Source organism: Mycobacterium sp. E1715 (genome assembly GCF_001667625.1).
In the GTDB taxonomy this organism is placed as follows: domain Bacteria; phylum Actinomycetota; class Actinomycetes; order Mycobacteriales; family Mycobacteriaceae; genus Mycobacterium.
This window is the reverse complement of record NZ_LZJJ01000405.1, coordinates 1-22,859: the sequence shown is the minus strand read 5'-3', so window position 1 is coordinate 22,859 and position 22,859 is coordinate 1. Positions and strand designations below refer to the sequence as shown.

Annotated in this window: 21 protein-coding genes and 2 pseudogenes; 14 read left to right on the top strand and 9 right to left on the bottom strand. The window is 69.3% G+C overall.

The window, feature by feature from the left end:
• The 5 genes from A9X03_RS19880 to A9X03_RS19860 form a co-directional block, all read right to left on the bottom strand.
• Nucleotides 1–1,060 (bottom strand): nickel-dependent hydrogenase large subunit (locus A9X03_RS19880; protein WP_197696112.1); only part of this gene is annotated, 1,060 nt, incomplete at its 3' end.
• A 73-nt stretch (nt 1,061–1,133) separates the two neighbouring features.
• Complete coding sequence (locus A9X03_RS19875) at nt 1,134–2,189, bottom strand: hydrogenase expression protein HypE (RefSeq protein ID WP_067749089.1); 1,056 nt, start codon at nt 2,187–2,189, stop codon at nt 1,134–1,136.
• Between the two features lie 228 nt (nt 2,190–2,417).
• The gene (gene hypB / locus A9X03_RS19870) at nt 2,418–3,188 is read right to left on the bottom strand and encodes a hydrogenase nickel incorporation protein HypB (RefSeq protein WP_068262582.1); all 771 of its coding nucleotides are present in this window, start codon (nt 3,186–3,188) and stop codon (nt 2,418–2,420) included.
• A gap of 28 nt (nt 3,189–3,216) precedes the next feature.
• Nucleotides 3,217–3,552 (bottom strand): hydrogenase maturation nickel metallochaperone HypA, encoded by a 336-nt coding sequence (locus tag A9X03_RS19865; protein ID WP_067749096.1) that lies wholly within the window; start codon nt 3,550–3,552, stop codon nt 3,217–3,219.
• 72 nt (nt 3,553–3,624) lie between these two features.
• Nucleotides 3,625–4,743: a HoxN/HupN/NixA family nickel/cobalt transporter gene (locus tag A9X03_RS19860; RefSeq protein ID WP_068262579.1), complete on the bottom strand. Its 1,119-nt coding sequence runs from the start codon at nt 4,741–4,743 to the stop codon at nt 3,625–3,627.
• A gap of 153 nt (nt 4,744–4,896) precedes the next feature.
• Between A9X03_RS19860 and A9X03_RS19855 the strand changes: the two genes are divergently transcribed.
• Entirely contained in the window at nt 4,897–5,388 is a 492-nt protein-coding gene (locus tag A9X03_RS19855; protein ID WP_068262576.1) for a Fur family transcriptional regulator, read from the top strand.
• 169 nt (nt 5,389–5,557) lie between these two features.
• On the opposite strand, the gene mtr is transcribed toward A9X03_RS19855, so the two are convergent.
• Together mtr and A9X03_RS19845 are read right to left on the bottom strand one after the other, a co-directional pair.
• Complete coding sequence (gene mtr / locus A9X03_RS19850) at nt 5,558–6,937, bottom strand: mycothione reductase (protein ID WP_068262573.1); 1,380 nt, start codon at nt 6,935–6,937, stop codon at nt 5,558–5,560.
• A 4-nt stretch (nt 6,938–6,941) separates the two neighbouring features.
• Nucleotides 6,942–7,952 (bottom strand): alpha/beta hydrolase, encoded by a 1,011-nt coding sequence (locus A9X03_RS19845; RefSeq protein WP_068262570.1) that lies wholly within the window; start codon nt 7,950–7,952, stop codon nt 6,942–6,944.
• Nucleotides 7,953–8,062: 110 nt separating this feature from the next.
• Between A9X03_RS19845 and mqo the strand changes: the two genes are divergently transcribed.
• The 8 genes from mqo (at nt 8,063) to A9X03_RS19805 (ending at nt 18,893) form a co-directional block, all read left to right on the top strand.
• Complete coding sequence (gene mqo, locus A9X03_RS19840; protein WP_082974541.1) at nt 8,063–9,565, top strand: malate dehydrogenase (quinone); 1,503 nt, start codon at nt 8,063–8,065, stop codon at nt 9,563–9,565.
• Entirely contained in the window at nt 9,562–10,089 is a 528-nt protein-coding gene (locus tag A9X03_RS19835) for a GNAT family N-acetyltransferase (protein ID WP_067749111.1), read from the top strand. Before mqo ends, A9X03_RS19835 begins: the two co-directional genes overlap by 4 nt.
• Nucleotides 10,086–11,921: a VWA domain-containing protein gene (locus A9X03_RS19830; RefSeq protein WP_068262567.1), complete on the top strand. Its 1,836-nt coding sequence runs from the start codon at nt 10,086–10,088 to the stop codon at nt 11,919–11,921. Before A9X03_RS19835 ends, A9X03_RS19830 begins: the two co-directional genes overlap by 4 nt.
• Nucleotides 11,922–11,936: 15 nt before the next feature.
• Nucleotides 11,937–12,551, top strand: coding sequence for a cob(I)yrinic acid a,c-diamide adenosyltransferase (gene cobO / locus A9X03_RS19825; RefSeq protein ID WP_067749117.1), 615 nt, complete (start codon nt 11,937–11,939; stop codon nt 12,549–12,551).
• Entirely contained in the window at nt 12,545–13,933 is a 1,389-nt protein-coding gene (locus A9X03_RS19820; RefSeq protein WP_082950489.1) for a cobyrinate a,c-diamide synthase, read from the top strand. The genes cobO and A9X03_RS19820 overlap by 7 nt, the downstream gene beginning before the upstream one ends.
• Nucleotides 13,934–14,174: 241 nt before the next feature.
• Nucleotides 14,175–15,380, top strand: a complete 1,206-nt coding sequence (cobA, locus tag A9X03_RS19815; RefSeq protein WP_067779285.1) for a uroporphyrinogen-III C-methyltransferase — start codon at nt 14,175–14,177, stop codon at nt 15,378–15,380.
• Between the two features lie 33 nt (nt 15,381–15,413).
• Nucleotides 15,414–17,006: an MFS transporter gene (locus A9X03_RS19810; RefSeq protein WP_068262564.1), complete on the top strand. Its 1,593-nt coding sequence runs from the start codon at nt 15,414–15,416 to the stop codon at nt 17,004–17,006.
• A 138-nt stretch (nt 17,007–17,144) separates the two neighbouring features.
• Nucleotides 17,145–18,893, top strand: coding sequence for a proline--tRNA ligase (locus A9X03_RS19805; RefSeq protein WP_068016382.1), 1,749 nt, complete (start codon nt 17,145–17,147; stop codon nt 18,891–18,893).
• A gap of 21 nt (nt 18,894–18,914) precedes the next feature.
• Here A9X03_RS19805 and A9X03_RS19800 read toward each other — a convergent pair whose 3' ends face one another.
• Together A9X03_RS19800 and A9X03_RS28685 are read right to left on the bottom strand one after the other, a co-directional pair.
• Nucleotides 18,915–19,361: a ferritin-like domain-containing protein gene (locus A9X03_RS19800; protein WP_067749147.1), complete on the bottom strand. Its 447-nt coding sequence runs from the start codon at nt 19,359–19,361 to the stop codon at nt 18,915–18,917.
• Nucleotides 19,358–19,537: pseudogene (locus A9X03_RS28685) on the bottom strand (hypothetical protein); the annotation flags it as partial. The pseudogene A9X03_RS28685 and the gene A9X03_RS19800, both read right to left, overlap by 4 nt.
• On the opposite strand from A9X03_RS28685, the pseudogene A9X03_RS30445 reads away from it, so the two are divergent.
• The 5 genes and pseudogenes from A9X03_RS30445 to A9X03_RS19780 form a co-directional block, all read left to right on the top strand.
• Nucleotides 19,500–19,919: pseudogene (locus A9X03_RS30445) on the top strand (hypothetical protein); the annotation flags it as partial. The pseudogenes A9X03_RS28685 and A9X03_RS30445 overlap by 38 nt on opposite strands.
• 177 nt (nt 19,920–20,096) lie before the next feature.
• Entirely contained in the window at nt 20,097–20,621 is a 525-nt protein-coding gene (rimP, locus tag A9X03_RS19790) for a ribosome maturation factor RimP (protein WP_067759954.1), read from the top strand.
• Nucleotides 20,621–21,676, top strand: a complete 1,056-nt coding sequence (gene nusA, locus A9X03_RS19785) for a transcription termination factor NusA (protein WP_067759949.1) — start codon at nt 20,621–20,623, stop codon at nt 21,674–21,676. Before rimP ends, nusA begins: the two co-directional genes overlap by 1 nt.
• Before the next feature lie 94 nt (nt 21,677–21,770).
• The gene (locus A9X03_RS28675) at nt 21,771–22,145 is read left to right on the top strand and encodes a YlxR family protein (RefSeq protein ID WP_197505048.1); all 375 of its coding nucleotides are present in this window, start codon (nt 21,771–21,773) and stop codon (nt 22,143–22,145) included.
• 64 nt (nt 22,146–22,209) lie between these two features.
• Nucleotides 22,210–22,859: translation initiation factor IF-2 N-terminal domain-containing protein (locus tag A9X03_RS19780; protein ID WP_197696109.1), on the top strand; the 650-nt coding region annotated here is incomplete at its 3' end.

Below are 22,859 nucleotides of genomic sequence, written 5' to 3'. Positions count from 1 at the left end.
GCTGGTTCCACGGGTGCCGCCGGTCCACGGCGTTGCCCAGCGGATCGGTCTTGACGAACATCTCCTGGTCGGTCCAGTCGTCGTAATACGAACTGCCCAACAGGATCCGGATGCCAAGGTTGATGTCGACCAGCGAGTGGGTGACCAGCTTGCCGTCGACCACCACGCCCGGGGTCACGAACATCGCGTTGCCCCAGCGCTCCATGTCCTTGTACGCGAAGTTGCACACCTCGGGGTCCTGGAAAGAGCCCCAGCAGCCGAGCAGCGTGCGGCGCAGTCCGACCTTCTCGTAACCGGGCAGCGCGGTGTAGAAGAAGTCGAACAGGTCGTCGTGCATGGGCACGACCTTCTTCATGAACTCCACGTAGCGCATCAGCCGGGTCATGTAGTCGGTCATCAGCTGGATGGTCGCGACGGTGCCGACCCCCCCGGGGTACAGCGTCGACGGGTGCACGTGGCGGCCCTCCATGAGGCAGAACATCTCTCGCGTCCAGCGGCTGACCGCCAGCGCCTCGCGGTAGAACTCGCCGGTGAACGGGTTGAGCGAGCGCATGATGTCGGCGATCGTCCGGTACCCGTGCGCGCCGGCCTGCGGGGCAGGCGTCTTCTCCGCCAGGGCGAGAACGCTCGGGTTGGTCTCGGAGACCATCTTTTCGCAGAAGTCCACGCCGACCAGGTTCTCCTGGAAGATGTTGTGGTCGAACATGTATTCCGCGGCCTCGCCCAGGTTGACGATCCACTCGCCCAGGTGCGGCGGCTTGACGCCGTAGGCCATGTTCTGCGCGTAGCACGAGCAGGTGGCGTGGTTGTCGCCGCAGATCCCGCAGATGCGGCTGGTGATGAAGTGCGCGTCGCGAGGATCCTTGCCCTTCATGAAGATCGAGTAGCCGCGGAAAATCGACGAGGTGCTGTGGCACTCGACGACCTCTCGGTTCTCGAAGTCGATCTTGGTGTAGATACCCAGGCTGCCGACGATTCTGGTGATGGGGTCCCAGGCCATGTCGACGAGTTGGCCGGGTTCCCGCTTGGCGTGCATGGGTTCAGGGGTGATGGTTGCCATTGCAGTACCGCTCTCCGCCCCCAGGGGCTCCAGTGATGAGAACGAAGCGCGCCGACCCGGTAGCCGAGGTGGCCTACCAGGTGCGGCGCGCCCCGGTGGTTAGTTGATCGCCGTTGTGGCGCCAGCGCGGCTCCTTGTCGACGGTGCGTCCCGTGATACCCCTCAGGTTGCGAATCACGGTGCCGTACAGTCCCGACGCGGTGCTCGATAACTTGCCGCCCGGCGGTTCGTCCATGAAGGGCATGAACTTGTCGGGGAACCCCGGCATGGTGCATCCGATGCAGATGCCACCCACGTTGGGGCAGCCGCCGACACCGTTGATCCATCCGCGCTTGGGCACGTTGCACTTGACGACCGGGCCCCAACAGCCCAGTTTCACAATGCATTTCGGCGATCCGTATTCGGTGGCGAAGTCGCCCTGCTCGTAGTACCCAGCCCGGTCACAACCCTCGTGGACGGTGTTGCCGAACAGCCACTTGGGCCGCAGCGCATCGTCGAGCGGAATCATCGGCGCCTGACCGGTCGCCATGTAGAGCAGGTAGGTCAGCGTCTCGGACAGGTTGTCGGGATGGATCGGGCAGCCCGGCACGCACACGATCGGGATGCCGGCCTTGCTCTTCCACTCCCACCCGAGATAGTCGGGTACGCCCATCGCCCCCGTCGGATTGCCGGCCATGGCGTGGATGCCGCCGTAGGTGGCGCACGTGCCGACCGCGACGATCGCGGTGGCCTTGGGCGCCAGCCGGTCGAGCCATTCGCTGGTGGTCATCGGCTGGCCGGTCGCGGGGTCGTTGCCGAACCCGCACCAGTAGCCCTCGTCCTTGAGCTTCTCGTTGGGGATGGATCCTTCGACGACGAGCACGAAGGGTTCCAGCTCGCCGCGATCGGCCTTGAAGAACCACGACAGGAAGTCGTCTGCCCCGCCATTGGGGCCGCACTCGAAATCGATTAGGGGCCAGTGCACAGCGACTTTCGGAAGCCCCGGTAGAGCCCCCAGGGCGATCTCCTCGACCGAGGGTTGGGTGGCGGCAGTCAACGCCACCGAATCGCCGTCACAACTGAGCCCCGCATTAATCCAGAGAACGTGGATCAACGTTTCTTCTGCTTTGACTGCTGCTTCTGTTGGCATGCTGCAGCTTTCCGGGGCCGGGCTGAGACCCCTGCGCCGCCGGAGTCGACCGTCGGCCCACTTGCGCAGCGCTAATTTTTGGGTCTACTCCTCGCCGCCGAGCGTGTCAACGGTTCTGCGGCACCAACTAGTTAGACAACCGTTGCATAATTTTTCGGTCTGCGGCGCGGGGGGAGGCGACCGGGCCCGCGGCCGGAAAATCATGCGAATCGCTTGCAGAAGGGGCGGTCAGGCCGCCGGCCCGGCGGCGAATCGCCGCAGCCAGCCGAACCATGCGGCCATCCCGGCTCCGGTGCGCGCACTCAGCGGCAGGATTGCCGCGGTCGCATTGACCTTGTGCACGTGGGCGATGTATTCGTCGACGTCCACGTCGAGGTAGGGGACCAAGTCAATCTTGTTGAGCAGCACCACATCCACGGAACGGAACATCACCGGATACTTCAGCGGCTTGTCCTCGCCCTCGGTCACCGAGTACACCATGGCCTTGGCGTGCTCGCCGACGTCGAACTCCGCCGGGCAGACCAGGTTGCCGACGTTCTCGATGATCACCAGGTCCAGCGCGGGAAGGTCGAGACCGGGCAGGGCGCGATTCACCATCGGCGCGTCGAGATGGCATTCGCCGCCAAAACCGTTGCTGGTGTTGAGCAGTGAGATCTGGGCGCCACGCCCCCGGAGCTTGGCCGCGTCGAGATCGGTGGCGATGTCGCCTTCGATCACCCCGATGGCAAGCTCGCCGGCGAGCTCGTCGAGCGTGGCCTGCAGGATGGTCGTCTTGCCCGATCCCGGCGAACTCATCAGGTTCAGCGTGCGCACCCCGTTGTCTTCGAACGCCGCCCGGTTGGCGTCGGCGAGGAGGTCGTTCTCGGCGAAGATCGCCTCCAGCACGTCGACCCGCTGCTTGCCGGTCCGGTACTCGCCGTGGTCGCCGTGCCGGTGATCCGGATCGTCGTGCTCGTGGGAGTGCACCGTTCCGTCGTCATGCCGATGAAATCTGCCCATGGTCAAATCCGTTCGGAAAAAGCGCTTTTCATGAGACGTCCAGCGACGTAACCAAGAACTCGTTGCCGTGCAGCACCTCGACGTCGGAACTGTCGCACCGCGGGCACCAGATCGACCAGGCGGATGTGATCTCCGATCGCCGGCCGCAGGCGCGGCAGCTCACCTCGGCGCCGACGCACTCGAGTTCCAGCTCGGCCTCCGGCATGTTCTCGGCGTCGCGCACCAGCGTCCAGCAGAACGAGAGCGATTCGGGCACCACCTGGCGCAGTGCGCCGATCCGCACCCGCACCACGTCGACGTGCCGGCCGTCGGCATGGGTCTTGGCCACATCGGCGATCGCTTCACAGAGCGACAGCTCATGCACCGCCGATCACCGGCGTCCGCCGCGGTCTCATGAGCACTGTTCTACACCGAACGCCCCGCGTGCGCAGCAGTGTCAGGGGGAGGGCGTCCACTTCTGTTCCAGCCGGCCGTAGCGCCAGAACAGTACGGCGGCCGCCCAGGTGATGACGAACGCGCCCACGACGAAATAGCCGACGGTGTTGAGGTCCAACCCGCCGATCCAGTTCCAGAACGGGCCGCGCCAGCCGAATTGCTCGGCGAACAGCGTGAGGAGTTCGACGCTGCCGATCAGCAGCGCGACCACTACCGACAGAGCGGTGATGGTGATGTTGTAGTAGATCTTGCGGACCGGGTTGGAAAAGGCCCAGCCATAGGCGAAGTTCATGAACGAGCCGTCGATGGTGTCCAGCAGGCACATCCCGGCGGTGAAGAGCACCGGCAGACACAGGATGGCGTACCAGGGCAGCCCGGCGGCGGCACTGGTGCCGGCGAGGACCAGCAGCGCGATCTCGGTCGCCGTGTCGAAGCCGAGTCCGAACAGCACCCCGACGGGGTAGGAGTGCCACGACTTGGTGATCGATCTGGTGAAGCGGCTGAGAAACCGGTTCATCAGGCCGCGGCTGTCCAGCTGCCGTTCCAGTTCGGCGCCGTCGGTTTCGTGGTCGTAGTCGCCACGGCGCAGCCGGGCGAACACCCGCAGGATGCCCACCAGCACGACGACGTTGAGGAGGGCGATCGCATAGAGGAACACACCGGAGACGCCGGTGCCGATCAGCCCCGTGTAGTGGTGCAGCGCCGACGAGTCGTCCCGGACCGGCCCGACGATCGTCTTGACTCCGGAGGCCAGTAGGACCGCCAGCGCGAAGACCACCGTGGAATGTCCGAGCGAGAAGAAGAACCCGACCGCGAGCGGTCGCTGTCCGTCGTTCATCAGCTTGCGGGTGGTGTTGTCGATGGCGGCGATGTGGTCGGCGTCGAAAGCGTGCCGCATGCCCAGGGTGTACGCCGTCAGCCCGATGCCCACACCAAATGCCTTGCCGCCGAGGCTCAGTTGCGCCGGGGCCACCAGGGCCACCAAGGTGAGCCAGCCGATCAGATGGAGCGCGACGATGACCGCCAGCATCGAGGCGAGACGCCACCACTCCGCCGCCGTCAAGGCGGTGCGAAGCTTGGTCGTCCATGACGGCCGCCAGTCGGGCTCAGTACCGGCCACTGTGGTCCTTCCGGCATGAGGGAACAACCGGGTCGACTGTATGTGCGTTCGCCGACTAGATGCAAGTCGCTCGCAGGAAACCCGGCGCCCGGTGCGGGAGGTGAATTCGGCCGAAAACTGGCGCGCCCCGCCGGGCGGCGCGACACTGGGCGGGTGACGCCGAAGCCGTCGGTTCTGGACCCTTCCGTCGCCGCGCGGATCGGTGATCTGCTGCGCGCCCGGGGGCTGCGGCGGATGTCCTCGCGCATTCAGGTGCTGGCGGTGCTCGAGCCAGTCGACGGGCACCTGCCGGTCGCGGAAATCCACGAGCGGGTGCGCGCCGCGTTGCCGCACGGCGCCCATGCCCCCGACGTGGCGACCATCTATCGCACGGTGACCACCCTGGTCGGGCAGGGGATGCTGCACGCGCTGACCCTCGACGGCGGTGTCACCACCTACGGGATGGCCACCGCGCCACACCACCACGCCGTGTGTACGTCGTGCGGCTCGATCATCGAGGTGCCCGCCCGGCAGCTCAGCTCGGCCCTCGAGCACGCGATGGCGGGCAGCTCCTTCGCGCTCTCGGAGGCGGCGGGGCTGACGCTGCACGGGCTGTGCCCCGAGTGCCAGGACGGCAAGGGGCCACTCAAACGTTCGGGGCGCTGACCACGAGCCCGATGGTGGCGACCCGCTGCGCCCGGCTGAGCCGCGCTGGCGATCGCCACTAGGCCGAATGGTGGCGACCCGCTGCGCCCGGCTGCGCCGCGCTGGCGATCGCCACGAGCCCGATGGTGGCGACCCGCTGCGCCCGGCTGCGCCGCGCTGGCGATCGCCACTAGTACAGATCGAGCAGCGCGTTCTCGACCACTTCCGGCAGCCCGGGATGAATCCAGTACTGCCCGCGGGCCATCTGCGGGGCGGTCAGCCCGAAGCTCATCGCCTGGATCAGCGGCTGGATGATCGATGACGCCTGGGGACCCATTATGTGCGCGCCCAGCAGCCGCCCGGTTCTTCGCTCGGCGATTAGCTTGACAATCCCGGTAGAGTCCTCCATGGCCCAACCGTAGGCGACGTCACCGTAGTCGTGTATAGCGACGGATACGTCGAATCCCTTTGCCATTGCCTGATTTTCGGTCAGGCCGACGGCCGCCAGCTGGGGATCGGTGAATACCGCCGATGGCACGTAGCGGTGATCCGTGGTGACCATCGCATCGGTGTCGTCCCAGTCGCGGAGGATGTTGTGCCCCACGACACGGGCCTCGTGGTTGGCGACGTGCTTGAGCTGGTACGGCGAGGAGACATCGCCGAGAGCGAAAACCCCGCGGGCGGAGGTGCGTTGGTATTCGTCGACCACCACCCGGCCATTCTCGACGTCGACGCCGGCCTGTTCGGCGTCCAGCAGGTCGGCGTTGGGCACGCGCCCGGTCGCGACCAGGAGCAGGTCCGCGTTAAGGGTCGATCCGTCGTCCAGTTGCAGGGCGACGCCGGAATCGTGGCTGGTGCCGCCCACGACGTTGCGGTGGGTGCGAAGTTCCCATTTGGCCGCCGCGATGCGGGTGAAGCGTTTGCAGAGGGTGTCGTCACAGTGTCGAAGCATCGAGCTGCCGCGGATGACCAACGTCACGCGCACGCCGAGGGCGGAGAAGACATGCGCGAATTCCGCTGCCACGAAGCCACTCCCGACGATCACCAGGTGTTCGGGCAACTCCGGGATCCGCATGATCGTGTCGCTGGTGTGGTAGGCGACGCCGCAGTCGAGGATCGCCGGCGGGATGACCGGCCGCGACCCCGCCGCGATCACCACCTGGTCGGCGGTGAACTCCTCACCGGCGTCGGTGCGCAACAGGTAGCGTCCGTCGGGCTGGACCGGCCCGAATCGGGCGTGCCGGCTGTACAAGTCGACGTTGGGCGACGCGCGGCGATAGTCTTCCCCGCTCATCGAGATCGGATCGATGCGCCCGAAGATGCGCGAGACGATGTCGTCCCAGCGCACCCGGTCGACGTGCGCGTCGACCCCGTAGCGCGCGGCGTCCCGGATCGTCGTGGCGACCTCGGCGGCGTAGACGAACATCTTGGTCGGGATGCAGCCGACGTTGAGGCAGGTGCCGCCGAACGTGCCGTGCTCGCAGAGCGCAACTCGTTTACCGTTGAAGCGATCGTCGAGAAGGCTGTTGCCCGAGCCGCTTCCGATGATCGCGATGTCGTAGGTCTCCACCCCGTCACCCCTTCTTCGAAGATGTGCGGTCGGCGTTGAGGTAGTGGTCCAGCCAGCGGTCGAGCTGGCGATAGGCCGCCTGCCGCGGCTGCGGCAGCGACAGGAAAACGTCGTGTTTGGCGTCGTCGATCGGAACGATGGTGCTGTGGTTCCCGATGCAGCCGGCCCGTCGGGCGATCTGGGTGACGTCGAGAACCGCATCGCCGCGTTGCATGGACGCCGCGTCGCTGGTTTCTCGCACAGTGTGATCCGAACGCAGGATCAGGTTGGGCACCCCGACGTCCAGTCCGCGGTGCAGCCGGGCGTGGCCGCGGCGAATGGCGTGCAGCCAGCCGAGGGTGATGGGGAAGCCGCCCACCGGTTTCCACTGCAGGTTGTAGTCGAACTCGCCGTGGTAGTCGCGGTGCAGCGTGGTGCCGTAGCCGCCCTCGGTCGGCGTCCGGACCACCCCCTTGGACCGAACCCGGGACAGGCCCGCGATCAGCGTCGAGGTCACGGAGTGGCGCAGGACCGCCGGGCCGTGCAGGTCCAGGAACGGGCTGTTGAGCACCAAACCCCCGATGCCGGCGTGCGCCGCCGCATCGCGCCGGCGAAGCCGGTCCAGCCACAACGACACGATGAGCCCGCCGGAGGAATGGCCGTACACCAGGACCTTGGCGGGCCGGTCTTGGTCGCGAATGGCCGCCAGCGCGTGTTCCAGCTCGGCGTCGTAGTCATCGAGGTTGGTGATGAAGTGGGGCGTCTGACCGTCGCGGCGTGAACGGCCGCACTTCTGGAGGTCCAGCGCATAGAAGGCGAAGCCGCGATCGGCGAAGTGATCGGCCAGCGCGGTGTTGAAGAAGTAGTCGGTGTAGCCGTGCACGGCGAGCACCGCGTGGCCGGTCCCCGTGGGGTCGGTGGGCTCGCCGCGCCGGATCAGCGTCGCGACGATCTCGCCCTCGCCGACCGGGTCGGGCCCGAGGGGGATGGTGCGCTGCCAATAACCGGGCAGGACGTCGGGCACCCAGCCAGTCACGAGGCCAGCTTAGAGGTTTTGCTGGTCGCCGGGAGCCGCACGCCGTTCGCGCCCGGTTGTCCTCGGGATAGCCTGGGGACCGGCGCAGTCGAGGGAAGGACCAGGAGCAGTTGTCGTCGCTAGCCCGAACCGCACGGACTGACGTCGTGCTGGTGGGCGCGGGCATCATGAGCGCGACGCTCGGTGCGTTGCTGCGCCGGCTGCAGCCGGACTGGTCGATGACCATTGTCGAACGGCTGGACGCCGTCGCCGCGGAGAGCAGCAGTCCCTGGAACAACGCCGGCACGGGGCACTCGGCGCTGTGCGAGCTCAACTACACGCCGCAAAATCCCGATGGCTCGATCGACATCACCAAAGCGGTGCGGATCAACGAGCAGTTCCAGGTGACCCGGCAATTCTGGGCCTACGCCGTAGAAAACGGGATCCTGACCGATACCGGCTTCTGCAACCCGATCCCGCACGTGAGTTTCGTGCGCGGGGCGCAGCGCGTCGAGTTCTTACGCCGCCGGCAACGGGCGTTGGCTGCCAACCCGCTGTTCGCGGGCACCGAATTCATCGACGACGTCGACGAGTTCGCCCGCCGGCTGCCGTTCATGGCCGCCAAGCGCGGCTTCGCCGAACCGACCGCGCTCAACTGGGCCCCCCACGGCACCGACGTCGACTTCGGCGCGCTGGCCCGCCAGCTCATCGGCTACTGCGTGCAGGACGGGGCGAGCGCGCTGTTCGGCCACGAGGTCCGCGATCTGACCCGGCAATCGGACGGCAGCTGGACGCTGCTGGTTCGCAATCGCCGCACCGGCGAAAAGCACCGGCTGAACGCCAAATTCGTCTTCGTCGGCGCCGGTGGCGACGCGCTGCCGTTGCTGCAGAAGTCCGGCATCAAGGAGGTCAGGGGCTTCGCCGGGTTCCCGATCGGCGGCCGGTTCCTGCGCACCGACAATCCGGCGCTCACCGCCGCCCACCGGGCCAAGGTGTACGGGGTTCCGGCGCCGGGGGCCCCACCGCTCGGCGCGCTGCACCTGGACCTGCGCTTCGTCAACGGCAAGTCATGGTTGGTGTTCGGGCCGTACGCGGGGTGGTCACCGAAGTTCTTGAAACACGGCCGCCTGTCCGACCTGCCGCGCTCGGTGAAACCGGACAACGCGCTGTCCATGCTCGGGGTCGGCCTCACCCAGCTGACGCTGGTCAACTACCTGCTCGGCCAACTGCGGCTGTCCGAACCCGACCGCATCGCCACCCTGCGCGAATTCGCCCCCAGCGCAGTCGATTCCGACTGGGAGCTGACGGTCGCCGGTCAGCGGGTACAAGTGATCCGGCGGGACAGACGCAAGGGGGGCGTGCTGGACTTCAGCACCACCGTGCTGGCCGCCGCCGACGGCAGCATAGCGGGGCTGCTGGGAGGTTCGCCGGGGGCGTCGACGGCCGTGTCCGCCATGCTCGAGGTGCTCGCGCGCTGCTTCGCCGGCCGCTACGGCTCCTGGCTGCCGAGGCTCAAGGAGATGGTGCCGTCGCTGGGCGTCGAGCTTTCCCGCGAGCCGGCGTTGTACGACGAGGTGTGGTGCTGGAGCACCGAGGTGCTGGGGTTGAGGTCCGATTCGGGGATCCGGTCATGAGTGAAGCGTTGCGTCGGTCCTGGGCCAAAGACCTTGGTGCCCGTACCCTTTACGAGCTGCTGAAGCTGCGAGTCGAGGTGTTCGTGGTGGAGCAGGCCTGCCCGTACCCGGAGCTGGACGGGCGCGACCTGCTCGCCGAAACCCGGCACTTCTGGCTGGAGACCCCCGAGGGCGAGGTGATCTGCACGCTGCGGTTGATGGAGGAACATGCCGGCGGCCAGAAGTCGTTCCGGATCGGCCGGTTGTGCACCAAACGCAGCGCGCGCGGGCAGGGCCACACCACCCGGCTGCTGCGCGCCGCCCTGGCCGAGGTGGGCGACTACCCGTGCCGGATCGACGCGCAGACATACCTGGCCGACATGTACGCCCAACACGGATTCGTCCGCGCGGGTGAGGATTTCGTCGACGACGGCATTCCCCACGTGCCGATGCTCAAGCCTTCGCGACCAGCTCCGCCCCAGGCGGACATCCCGCCCGCGACGTCGTCGGGCGGGCCCGGCTCGGGCCTCACGGAGCTAGCGTGAAGCCGTATCCGTTCAGCGCGATCGTCGGGCACGAGCAGCTGCGCCTCGCGCTGCTGCTGTGCGCCGTGCGCCCGGAGATCGGCGGTGCGCTGATCCGGGGCGAGAAGGGCACGGCGAAGTCGACGGCCGTGCGTGGCCTGGCCGCGCTGCTGGCGGCCGCGACCAACGGCGACGGGGCCGGCCTCGTCGAAATGCCCCTCGGCGCAACCGAAGACCGGGTGGTCGGCTCGCTGGACCTGCAGCGGGTGCTGCGCGACGGCGAGCACGCATTTTCACCGGGGCTGCTGGCTCGCGCGCACGGCGGCGTGCTCTACGTCGACGAGGTCAACCTGCTCCACGACCATCTGGTGGACGTGCTGCTCGACGCCGCGGCGATGGGCCGGGTGCACGTCGAACGCGACGGCATCTCCCATTCGCACGAGGCCCGGTTCGTGCTCATCGGCACCATGAACCCGGAGGAGGGCGAACTGCGTCCGCAGTTGCTGGACCGGTTCGGTCTCACCGTCGACGTGCACGCGTCGCGCGATGTCGACGTCCGCGTGGAGGTGGTCCGGCAGCGCATGGCCTACGAGGCGGACCCCGACGCGTTCGTCGAGCGATACGCCGACGCCGAGGCGGAACTGGCCCGGCGCATCGCGGACGCGCGCGCGCTGGTCGGCGAGGTGGTGCTGCCGGACAACGAATTACGGCGCATCGCAGCGGTGTGCGCCGCGTTCGACGTCGACGGGATGCGCGCCGATCTGGTGGTGGCCCGCACCGCCGCCGCACACGCCGCGTGGCGGGGAGCCAAGGCCGTCGAGGAGCAGGACGTCCGGGTGGCCGCCGAGCTGGCGTTGCCGCATCGGCGCCGCCGCGACCCGTTCGACGATCCGGGCATCGACCGCGACCAGCTCGATCAGGCGCTGGCGCAAGCCGGTGACGATGAGCCCGAGCCGGACCCCGACCCGCCGGGCGGCGGGCAGTCCGCGGAAGGCGCTGCGGAGCAACCAAATTCATCGGCGGCCCAGAAGCCGCAACCGCCGCGCCCCAGCGCGCCGCCGTCGAAAACCTTTCGCGCCCGGGCGTTGACGGTGCCCGGGGTTGGCGACGGCGCGCCCGGGCGCCGGTCGCGGGCGCGCAACGCCACCGGCAGCGTGATCGCGGCCGCCGACGGCGGCGACACGAACTCCGGCGCGCACGGCCTACACCTCTTCGCCACCCTGCTCTCGGCCGCCGAGCGGGCCGGCGCCGGGCCGTTGCGCCCGGGCCCGGACGACGTGCGACGGGCGATCCGCGAGGGGCGCGAAGGCAACCTGGTCATCTTCGTCGTGGACGCCTCGGGTTCGATGGCGGCGCGCGACCGCATGGCCGCGGTCAGCGGGGCGACGTTGTCGCTGCTGCGCGATGCCTACCAGCGCCGCGACAAGGTCGCCGTGATCACGTTTCGCCAGCACGAGGCGCGGCTGCTGCTGCCGCCCACCTCGTCGGCGCACATCGCCGGCCGGCGGCTGGCCCGATTCGACACCGGCGGCAAGACCCCGTTGGCCGAAGGCCTGCTCGCGGCGCGCGAATTGATCGTTCGGGAGAAGGCGCGTGATCGGGCCCGGCGGTCCCTGGTGGTGGTGCTCACGGACGGCCGGGCCACGGCCGGACCGGACCCGTTGGGCCGCAGCCGGGCGGCGGCCGCCCGCCTGGTGGCCGAGGGCGCCGCCGCGGTGGTCGTGGACTGCGAAACGTCTTATGTGCGACTGGGCTTGGCCGAGCGGCTGGCCCGCCAGCTGGGCGCGCCGGCCGTGCGCCTCGAACAGCTGCACGCGGACTCCCTGACGCGCGCCGTGCGAAACGCGGCCTGAGAAAGGTAACCGCTGATGCCACAAGGCCGACCGGTCCAGGTGCCCGACGACGGGCTGAGCACCAGGGCCCGGCGCAACACCCCGGTCTTGGCGGTGCACACCGGCCCGGGCAAGGGCAAGTCGACCGCGGCGTTCGGAATGGCGTTGCGCGCGTGGAACGCCGGGCTCTCCGTGGCCGTGTTCCAGTTCGTCAAGAGCGCCAAGTGGAAGGTGGGCGAGGAGGCCGCGTTCGCCCAACTCGGTCAGGTGCACCAGCAGCACAACGTCGGTGGGCCCGTCGAATGGCACAAGATGGGCGCGGGGTGGTCGTGGTCCCGCAAGGCGGGCAGCGAGCTCGATCACGCGGCGGCCGCCGCCGACGGGTGGGCGGAGATCGCGCGCCGCCTCGCCGGGCAGCGCCACGACTTCTACGTGCTGGACGAGTTCACCTACCCGCTGAAATGGGGCTGGGTGGACGTCGACGAGGTGGTGGACACGCTGCTGGCGCGCCCCGGCCATCAGCACGTCGTCATCACCGGTCGCGATGCCCCGGAGCGGTTGATCGAGGCCGCCGACCTCGTCACCGAGATGACCAAGGTCAAGCACCCGATGGACGCGGGGCGCAAGGGGCAGAAGGGCGTCGAGTGGTGAGTGTCCCCGCCGTCGTCGTCGCCGCTCCGGCGTCGGGCAGCGGAAAGACAACGGTCGCAACGGGTTTGATCGGCGCCCTGCGGCGCGCGGGTCATGTCGTGGCGCCGTTCAAGGTCGGCCCCGACTTCATCGACCCCGGCTATCACGGCCTGGCCGCCGGACGTCCCGGCCGCAACCTGGACCCGGTGCTCGTCGGCGAGAACCTCGTCGGCGCGCTGTACGCGCACGGCGCGGGCGGCGCGGACATCGCGGTTATCGAGGGGGTGATGGGGCTCTTCGACGGGCGGATCGGCCCGGTCTCGACCGGCCCCGCCGAGGGTTCCACCGCGCACGTGGCCGGCCTGTTGGGCGCGCCGGTGATCCTGGTCGTCGACGCCCGCGGGCAGAGCCACAGCATCGCGGCACTGCTGCACGGGTTTTCGACCTTCGATGTCGCGACGCGGGTCCGCGGCGTGATCCTCAACCGGGTCGGTTCGGCCCGGCACGAACACGTGCTACGGCAGGCCTGCGAGCAGACCGGCGTCGCGGTGCTGGGGGCCATCCCGCGGGCCGCCGAATTGGAGCTGCCCACAAGGTATCTGGGCCTCGTCACCGCGGTGGAGTACGGGCGGCGTGCGCGGCTTGCGGTCGAGGCGATGACCGACCTGGTCGCGCGCCACGTCGACCTGGCGGCCGTGGCGGCGGTCGCCGCCGGCCGCGGGGCTTCGGCGTGGGACCCGGCGACGGCGGTGGGGGAGGCACCCGGCGGGCGCGCCACCGTGGCGATGGCCGCGGGGAAGGCGTTCACCTTCGCCTACGCCGAGCACGCCGAGCTGCTTTCCGCCGCCGGCGCCGACGTGGCCGAATTCGATCCGCTCGCTGACCCATTGCCCGACGGCACCGACGCGGTGGTGCTGCCCGGCGGCTTCCCGGAACAGTTCACCGCCGAACTCTCGGCCAACGAGGTGGTGCGCCGCCAGATCAACGAGCTGGCCGCCGCGGGCGCGCCGATCCACGCCGAATGCGCCGGCCTGATCTACCTGGCCAGCGAACTCGACGGCCATCCGATGTGCGGCGTGCTGGCGGGGTCGGCGCGGTTCACCCCGCACCTGACGCTGGCCTATCGCGACGCCGTCGCGGTGGCCGACTCGCCGCTCTACGCCGCCGGACAGCGGGCGGTTGGGCACGAATTTCACCGCACCGCAGTCACTTTCAGCGACAGCTACCAGCCGGCGTGGGTGTACCGGGGCAACGACGTGGACGCCGTGCGCGACGGCGTCGTGCACGCCGGCGTGCACGCGTCGTACCTGCACACCCATCCGGCCGCGGCGCCGCAAGCCGTCGCGCGATTCGTCGCGCACGCGGCCGCCCGCCGCGCCGGGCCGAAAAACAACAGCCACTAGTTCTGCTGGTGGCGACCCGCTTCGCCCGGCGTCCCGCCGCGCTCGCGGTCGCCACTGGGTCTGATGGTGGCGACCCGCTTCGCCCGGCGTCCCGCCGCGCTCGCGATCGCCACTGGGTCTGATGGTGGCGACCCGCTTCGCCCGGCGTCCCGCCGCGCTCGCGATCGCCACTGGGTCTGATGGTGGCGACCCGCTTCGCCCGGCGTCCCGCCGCGCTCGCGGTCGCCACTAGGCTTGCCCGGTGACCGAGAACGCCTACCTCGCCGGACTGCGCCTGGCCGGCAAGAAGGTCGTCGTCGTCGGCGGCGGCTCGGTCGCCCAGCGCCGGCTGCCCCTGCTCATCGCGAGCGGCGCCGACGTCCACGTCATCTCCCGCAGCGCCACCAGGTCGGTCGAGGCGATGACCGGAATCACGTTGTCCCTGCGGGAATACCGCGACGGTGACCTCGAGGGCGCCTGGTACGCCATCGCCGCCACCAACGACCCGCACGTGAACGCGGCCGTCGTCGCCGAGGCCGAACGCCGCCACCTGTTCTGCGTTCGCGCCGACATCGCCGTGGAGGGGACAGCGGTGACGCCGGCGTCCTTCCGTTACGAAGGGTTATCGGTCGGCGTGCTGGCCGGCGGCGAGCACCGCCGCTCCGCCGCGATCCGGTCGGCCATCCGGGAGGCGCTGCAAACCGGGCTCATCGCCCAGGACAGCGCGGTGAGCTCCGACGTCGTGCGCGGCGGGGTGGCACTCGTCGGCGGCGGCCCGGGTGACCCCGAACTGATCACAGTGCGCGGGCGCCGGCTGCTGGCACACGCCGACGTCGTCGTGGCCGATCGGCTGGCGCCGCCGGAGCTGCTGGCCGAGCTGCCGCCCCATGTGGAGGTCATCGACGCCGCCAAGATCCCGTACGGGCGGGCGATGGCGCAGGACGCCATCAACGACGTCATGATCGAGCGCGCCCGCTCCGGGAAGTTCGTCGTCCGCCTCAAGGGCGGGGACCCGTTCGTCTTCGCCCGCGGCTACGAGGAAGTGCTGGCGTGCGTCGACGCCGGGATCCCGGTCACCGTCGTGCCAGGTGTGACCAGCGCCATAGGAGTGCCGGCCCTCGCAGGCGTTCCGGTCACCCACCGGGCCACAAATCACGAATTCGTGGTGGTCAGCGGCCATCTGGCGCCCGATCATCCCGAATCGTTAGTGAATTGGAATGCGTTGGCCGCGATGTCGGGGACCATCGTTTTGCTGATGGCCGTGGAACGCATCGAACTTTTCGCCGACGTGCTGATAAAGGGCGGTCGACCTGCGGATACTCCGGTGCTGGTGGTCCAGCATGGGACGACGGCCGATCAGCAGACTTTGCGGGCTACTCTCGCCGACACGCCCGAAAAGATCCGCGCCGAGGGCATCCGACCTCCCGCGATCATCGTGATCGGGCCGGTGGCCGCTTTCGGGCTTTAAACGATTCTTAAGATTACTGTAAGGTAACCCTTTATGACGGCCCTCAACGAAACCGAGCGCGCGATGCGGAACTTCACGTCCGCGCGCCCCGATCGTCCGGCCCCGGCGCGCTCCTCGCGCCCGGCGGAGACCGCCTCCACGCGCATCAGCAAGTATTACCCGGCCTGGCTGCCTTCCCGCCGCTTCATCGCGGCCGTGATCGCCATCGGCGGTATGCAGCTGCTGGCGACCATGGACAGCACCGTCGCGATCGTCGCGCTGCCCAGGATCCAGAACGAACTGAGCTTGTCCGACGCGGGCCGCAGCTGGGTGATCACCGCGTACGTGCTGACGTTCGGTGGGCTGATGCTGCTGGGCGGCCGGCTGGGCGACACCATCGGGCGCAAGCGCACCTTCATCGTCGGCGTCGCGCTGTTCACCATCTCCTCGGTTTTGTGTGCGGTCGCCTGGGACGAGGCGACCATGGTCATCGCGCGGCTCTCACAGGGCGTGGGGTCCGCCATCGCTTCGCCGACCGGGCTGGCGCTGGTGGCGACCACGTTCCCGAAGGGTCCGGCCCGTAACTTCGCGACGGCGGTGTTCGCCGCGATGACCGCCATCGGTTCGGTGATGGGCCTGGTGGTCGGCGGGGCGCTGACCGAGGTGTCGTGGCGGCTGGCTTTCCTGGTGAACGTGCCGATCGGGCTGGTGATGATCTACCTGGCCCGCACCGCGCTGCGCGAGACCAACCGCGAGCGGATGAAACTCGACGCGACGGGGGCCATGCTGGCCACGCTGGCGTGCACCGCGGCCGTCTACGCCTTCTCGATGGGGCCGGAGAAGGGCTGGGTGTCGATCACCACCATCGGCTCGGGCGTAGTGGCGATGGGCGCGGCGCTGGCATTCATCATCGTGGAGCGCACCGCCGAAAACCCCGTCGTCCCCTTCAGCCTGTTCCGCGACCGCAACCGGCTGGTCACCTTCGCCGCGATCTTCCTCGCCGGCGGCCTGATGTTCAGCCTGACCGTGTGCATCGGCCTGTACGTGCAGGACATCCTCGGCTACAGCGCGCTGCGCGCCGGCGTCGGCTTCATCCCGTTCGTCATCGCGATGGGGATCGGCCTGGGAGTGTCTTCACAACTGGTGTCGCGGTTCTCGCCGCGGGTGCTGACCATCGGCGGCGGCATCCTGCTGTTCTGGGCGATGCTCTACGGCTGGGGCTTCATGCACCGCGGGGTGCCCTACTTCCCCAACCTGGTGTTGCCCATCATCGTCGGCGGCATCGGCATCGGCATCTGCGTCGTCCCGCTGACGCTGTCGGCCATCGCCGGGGTCGGTTTCGACCAGATCGGCCCGGTGTCGGCGATCGCGTTGATGCTGCAGAGCCTCGGCGGCCCGCTGGTGCTCGCGGTCATCCAGGCCGTCATCACCTCCCGCACGCTGTACCTGGGCGGCACGACCGGCCCGGTGAAGGTCATGAACGACCTCCAGCTGCACGCGCTCGACCAGGGCTATACCTACGGCCTGCTATGGGTGGCGGGGGTGGCGGAGGACGTCGGCGGTGCGGCGCTGCTGATCGGCTACACGCCGGCGCAGGTGGCCCACGCGCAAGAGGTCAAGGAAGCGATCGACGCCGGCGAGCTGTAAGGCGGCAGGCCGCCCCTGGCGGCCAACTCCAATGTCCTTGCGCCGGATTCGATAGCGCGGGCGATATCAAATCCGCGGATCCTGGCATGGGTCCTCGGCTGCCAGGCGCCCACCCCTGACAAGTTAGGCTGGCCCGCTGTGATCACCCGGATGTCCGAGCTCTTTGTGCGCACGTTGCGCGACGATCCCGCCGACGCCGAAGTGCCCAGCCACAAGCTACTGATCCGGGCCGGCTACATACGGCCCGTCGCGCCCGGGCTGTACAGCTGGCTGCCGCTCGGCCTGCGGGTGCTGCGCCGGATCGAGCGGGTCGTCCGCGAGGAGATGAACGCGATCGGCGGGCAGGAGATCCTGTTTCCCGCCCTGCTGCCGCGCGCGCCGTACGAGACGACGAACCGGTGGACCGAATACGGCGACGGCGTGTTCCGGCTCAAGGACCGCCGCGGCAACGACTACCTGCTCGGGCCGACGCACGAAGAGGTGTTCACCCTGACCGTCAAGGGCGAATACAGCTCCTACAAAGACTTTCCGGTGCTGCTCTACCAAATCCAGAACAAGTACCGCGACGAGGCGCGCCCGCGGGCGGGGATCCTGCGGGTGCGCGAGTTCGTGATGAAGGACTCCTACTCGTTCGACATCGACGACGCCGGGCTCAAGGCCGCCTACCACGCGCACCGGGAGGCCTACCAGCGCATCCTCAATCGGCTCCAGGTGCGCTACGTGATCGTGTCCGCGGTCTCGGGAGCGATGGGCGGCAGTGCCTCCGAGGAGTTCCTGGCCGAAAGCCCGGTCGGCGAAGACACCTTCGTGCGCTGCCTGGAATCCGGGTATGCGGCCAACGTCGAGGCCGTCGTCACCGCCCGCCCGGAGGCCAAGCCCGTCGATGGCCTGCCCGAGGCGGTGGTCCACGACACCGGTGACACCCCGACCATCGCCACGCTGGTGGACTGGGCCAACACCGCCGACCTCGGCCGCACCGTCACCGCCGCGGACACGCTGAAGAACGTCTTGCTCAAGGTGCGGCAGCCCGGCGGGGAGTGGGAGCTGCTGGCCATCGGGCTGCCGGGCGATCGCGAGGTCGACGACAAGAGGCTGGGCGCGGCGCTGGAGCCGGCCGAATACGCGTTGCTCGACGACAGCGACTTCGCCAGGTATCCGTTCCTGGTGAAGGGCTATATCGGCCCGAAAGCGCTGCGGGACAACGGAGTTCGCTACCTGGTCGACCCGCGGGTGGTGGACGGCACCAGTTGGATCACCGGGGCGGACGAGCCCGGCCGACACGTCGTCGGCCTGGTGGCGGGACGCGATTTCACAGCCGACGGCACCATCGAGGCCGCCGAGGTGCGCGACGGTGATCCGTCCCCCGACGGCGCCGGCCCGCTGGTGTCGGCCCGGGGGATCGAGGTCGCGCACATCTTCCAGCTCGGCCGCAAGTACACCGACGCCTTCACCGCCGACGTGCTCGGTGAGGACGGCAAGCCGGTGCGGCTGACCATGGGGTCCTACGGCTTCGGGGTGTCGCGGATGGTGGCGGTGATCGCCGAACAACACCACGACGAGCTGGGCCTGCGCTGGCCCCCGTCCGTCTCGCCGTTCGACGTGCACCTGGTGATCGCCAACAAGGACGCGGACGCGCGGGCCGGAGCCACCGAGCTCGCCGCCGACCTGGACCGGTTGGGCGTCGAGGTGCTTCTCGACGACCGCCAGGCGTCGCCGGGGGTGAAGTTCAAGGACGCCGAGTTGCTGGGCGTGCCCTGGATCCTGGTGGTGGGCCGCGGCTGGGGCAACGGCGTGGTCGAGCTGCGTGACCGCTTCGCCGGCCAGACGCGCGAGCTGGCCACCGGGCCGTCGCTGGCCACCGACGTCACGGCCGCGCTGAGCGGGTAATGCGCGAAACCCCTTGCGGCGCTAGTCGTTTCCGCCCGGGAAGCTCGTCGTGATCGGCCACGCGCCCAGCACGCGGTTCCAGCGGGCGGCCATCACGGCGCTCTGCGTCAAAGCCGTCGAGGAGAAGGCGCGGTCGTCGGCCGTCTCGGCGTGCTCGATCACCACCCGCCACGCCGACGCGCAGTCGTTCTCCATCCGGGCGGCCAGCCGCGCCGCGTCCGCGGCACTGCCGATCAGCATCGGCAGCTGGTAGCCCGGGGCCGCGACCGGGGCGTTGACCTTGCGGGCGGTCAGCATCGCGATCACGTCGTCGCGGCGCTGCCGGTGCTGCAACAGGGCCTCCACCACCATGCCGTTCACGCTGGGCGGCGACAGCGCCGAGACCATGCCGTAGCCGTAGATCGTCGAGTGTTCGATGGCCAGCGCGTCGCACAGCGCCGCGTTGTCGGCGTCCTTGCCGGAGCTCATATCGAGGGCCCCCCGGGCACCAGGGCGACCGTGTACGAGGCCGTGCAGGACGCGATGATCGACGCCAGCAGCCCGGCCCGGTAGCCCGATTCCCCCGCCACCAGGCGGCTGGCGCTGTCCGCCGACGCCCGCAACGCGTTGATCACGTCGGACACCGGGGGTGGGGGCGGCGGCGGTCCCGGCGGCTCGGCCGCGCTCGGGGTGGTCACCTCCGCCTGCGGCGAATCCCCGCCGAAGCCCCCGGCCGTCGAAGAGCTGCTGGGGCCGTTGGATCAGGCCCGCAAGGACAGCGCGCTGGCCGGTGCCGCCGCAGCGGCCGTCGGCAATCCACCGCAGATCGCCGCCGCGCTGGCGGTGGTGGCGAATCAACGCGCCGCGCATGCCCGCGCGCTGTCGACGGAGATCTCGCGGGCAGCCGGCAAGATCACCAGCTCGTCGGCCAGCGAGACGACGAGCCCCAGCCCGAGCGCCGCCAGAGCCACGCCGCCGGCGAGCACACCACGCCGGTTGACGGGGGGAACTGCGCTAGCCACAACCACATCCTGCCATCGGCGCGGAGGCGGTTACGAAGCCAGGCGCGATCGGGTCGTCAGAGGCGATTCCTGGCGTATCGTTGATAGCTGGCTCTCGCGGAACGGCAGCCCTCGCGTTCCGCCAGGACACTGGAGCCGCCCCCAAACCACGGGGCGGCGACACCCTCCAGCTGACCGGACAACTCAAGATGAGGAGCTCGCCGTGACCACCGGGCTACCTTCGCAGACGCAGGTGATCGAGCTACTCGGTGATGAGTTCGCGCGCGCCGGATACGAGATCGAAGACGTGGTCATCGACGCCCGGACGCGCCCCCCGCGGATCATGGTGGTCGCCGACGGTGACGACGCGCTCGACCTGGACACCATCGCGACGCTGTCGCGCTCAGCGTCGACTTTGCTGGACGGCATGGACGGCATCCGGGACCGGTATGTGCTCGAGGTGAGCTCGCCGGGCGTGGACCGCCCGCTGACCAGTGCCAAACACTTCCGCCGCGCCCGTGGCAGGAAGGTCGACGTGGACCTGTCGGACGGTTCGCGGCTGACGGGGCGCGTCGGCGAGACCCACGATCACGCGGTCGCCCTGGTGGTCCGCGAAGGCCGTGACTACCGGGTGCGCGACATTCCGCTCGCCGATATCGCCAAAGCCGTTGTCCAGGTGGAGTTTTCGCCCCCCGCCCAGGCGGAGCTGGACTTGGCGGGCCAGGCCGACAGGAAGGAGCGGCGCTGATGAACATCGACATGGCGGCGCTGCATGCCATCGAGGTGGATCGGGGCATCTCGGTCACCGAGCTACTCGAGACGATCAAGTCGGCGCTGCTCACCGCCTACCGGCACACCGAGGGCCACCAGAACGACGCCCGCATCGAGATCGACCGCAAGACCGGTGTCGTGAAGGTCGTCGCCCGCGAGACCGATGAGGACGGCAACGTCATCAGCGAATGGGACGACACCCCCGAGGGTTTCGGCCGCATCGCGGCGACCACCGCGCGGCAGGTCATGCTGCAGCGGTTCCGGGACGCGGAGAACGAGCGCACCTACGGCGAGTTCTCCACCCGGGAGGGGGAGATCGTCGCGGGCGTCATCCAGCGGGACAGCCGCGCCAACGCCCGCGGTCTGGTGGTGGTGCGGATGGGCACCGAAACCAAGGCCTCCGAGGGCGTGATCCCGGCGGCCGAACAGGTCCCCGGCGAAAGCTACGAGCACGGCAACCGGGTGCGGTGCTACGTGATCGGTGTGACCCGCGGCGCCCGTGAGCCGATGATCACGCTGTCGCGGACGCATCCGAACCTGGTGCGCAAGCTGTTCTCCCTGGAGGTTCCCGAGATCGCCGACGGCTCGGTCGAGATCGTCGCGGTCGCGCGCGAGGCCGGCCATCGCTCCAAGATCGCGGTGAAATCCAATGTTCCCGGCCTGAACGCGAAAGGGGCCTGCATCGGCCCGATGGGACAGCGGGTGCGCAACGTGATGAGCGAGCTGTCCGGGGAGAAGATCGACATCATCGACTACGACGACGACCCGTCGCGCTTCGTCGCCAACGCCCTGTCACCGGCCAAGGTGGTCTCCGTGTCGATCATCGACCAGAGCGCGCGGGCCGCCCGCGTGGTGGTGCCCGATTTCCAGCTGTCGCTGGCCATCGGCAAGGAGGGCCAGAACGCGCGGTTGGCCGCCCGCCTCACCGGGTGGCGCATCGACATCCGCGGCGATACGCCGGGTGGTTCCGAGGCGCATTCGCAAGCTCACCCCGAACACGGCGCCACCCATCCGATGGCGCACGAGCGTTAGCGCAGCAACCCCGCCCGCCAGGGCGGCCGCGGGGGAGAGCGCCCAGCACCGTCGGGCGGTTCTGACGATCGGGTAAGTGACGCTAGACTGAGCCGTGATCCAGCGTGAGCCTTCGGTCTCGGCGCACAGGCGTGTGGACGGACCCGTCCGGACGTGTGTCGGGTGCCGGAAGCGAGAGTTGGTCGTCGAACTGCTTCGCGTAGTGGCTGTGTCGCGCGGGAACGGCGAATATGCCGTGATCGTTGACACCAGGAGTAGCCTGCCGGGGCGGGGTGCGTGGCTGCATCCCGCATCGCAGTGCGTGCAACAGGCGATTCGGCGGCGGGCTTTCACCAGAGCGCTGCGCATCGCCGGTTCCCCGGACGTGTCCGCGGTGGTCGAGCACCTAGAGTCTCTAGGCGCGCCCGATCGTCTCGGCACCAACAGAAGAGGCAGCAAAGAACATGAGCACACCGTGAAGTCCCGATGACCATGCGTCATAGCTAAACCCGAGGCGCGGCCCCACGACTGTCGCCTCATAGACAGGAGATGTAGTGGCAGGTAAGGCCCGCGTACACGAGTTGGCTAAGGAACTCGGTGTCACCAGCAAGGAAGTCCTCGCCCGGCTGAATGAACAGGGCGAATTCGTAAAATCCGCATCGTCAACGGTGGAGGCGCCGGTCGCTCGTCGACTGCGCGAATCCTTCGGGGGCGGCAAGGCGGCTCCCCAGAAGACCGCGGCCAAGGCGGCCGCCAAGGCTCCCGTCCGGGGACCGGACAAATCGCTCGACCAGGCACTCGACAAGGCCATCGGCAATGGCGAGGCCGCCGGCGCAGCGACGACGGCCACGGCGCAGGCCGCCCCGGCCGCGCCCACCGAAGCGCCGGCCCGTCCCGGGCCGGTGCCCGGCCGCCCCTCACCGGGACAGCCCGGGCAGCCAAAGCCGCCCGCGCCCGGCCAGCCGGCCGGCCAGCCCGGACCCCAACCCGGCATGACGCCGGGTCCGCGCCCCGGTCCGGCGCCGAAGCCCGGCGTGCGCACCCCGCGCGTCGGCAACAACCCGTTCTCGTCCGCGCAGCCCGTCGACCGGCCGATCCCGCGCCCGGTGCCCCGCCCCGGGGCGCCCCGGCCCGGTGCGCCGCGTCCCGGCGCTTCGCCCGGCAACATGCCGCCCCGTCCCGGTGGCGATGCCGGCCAGGGCCG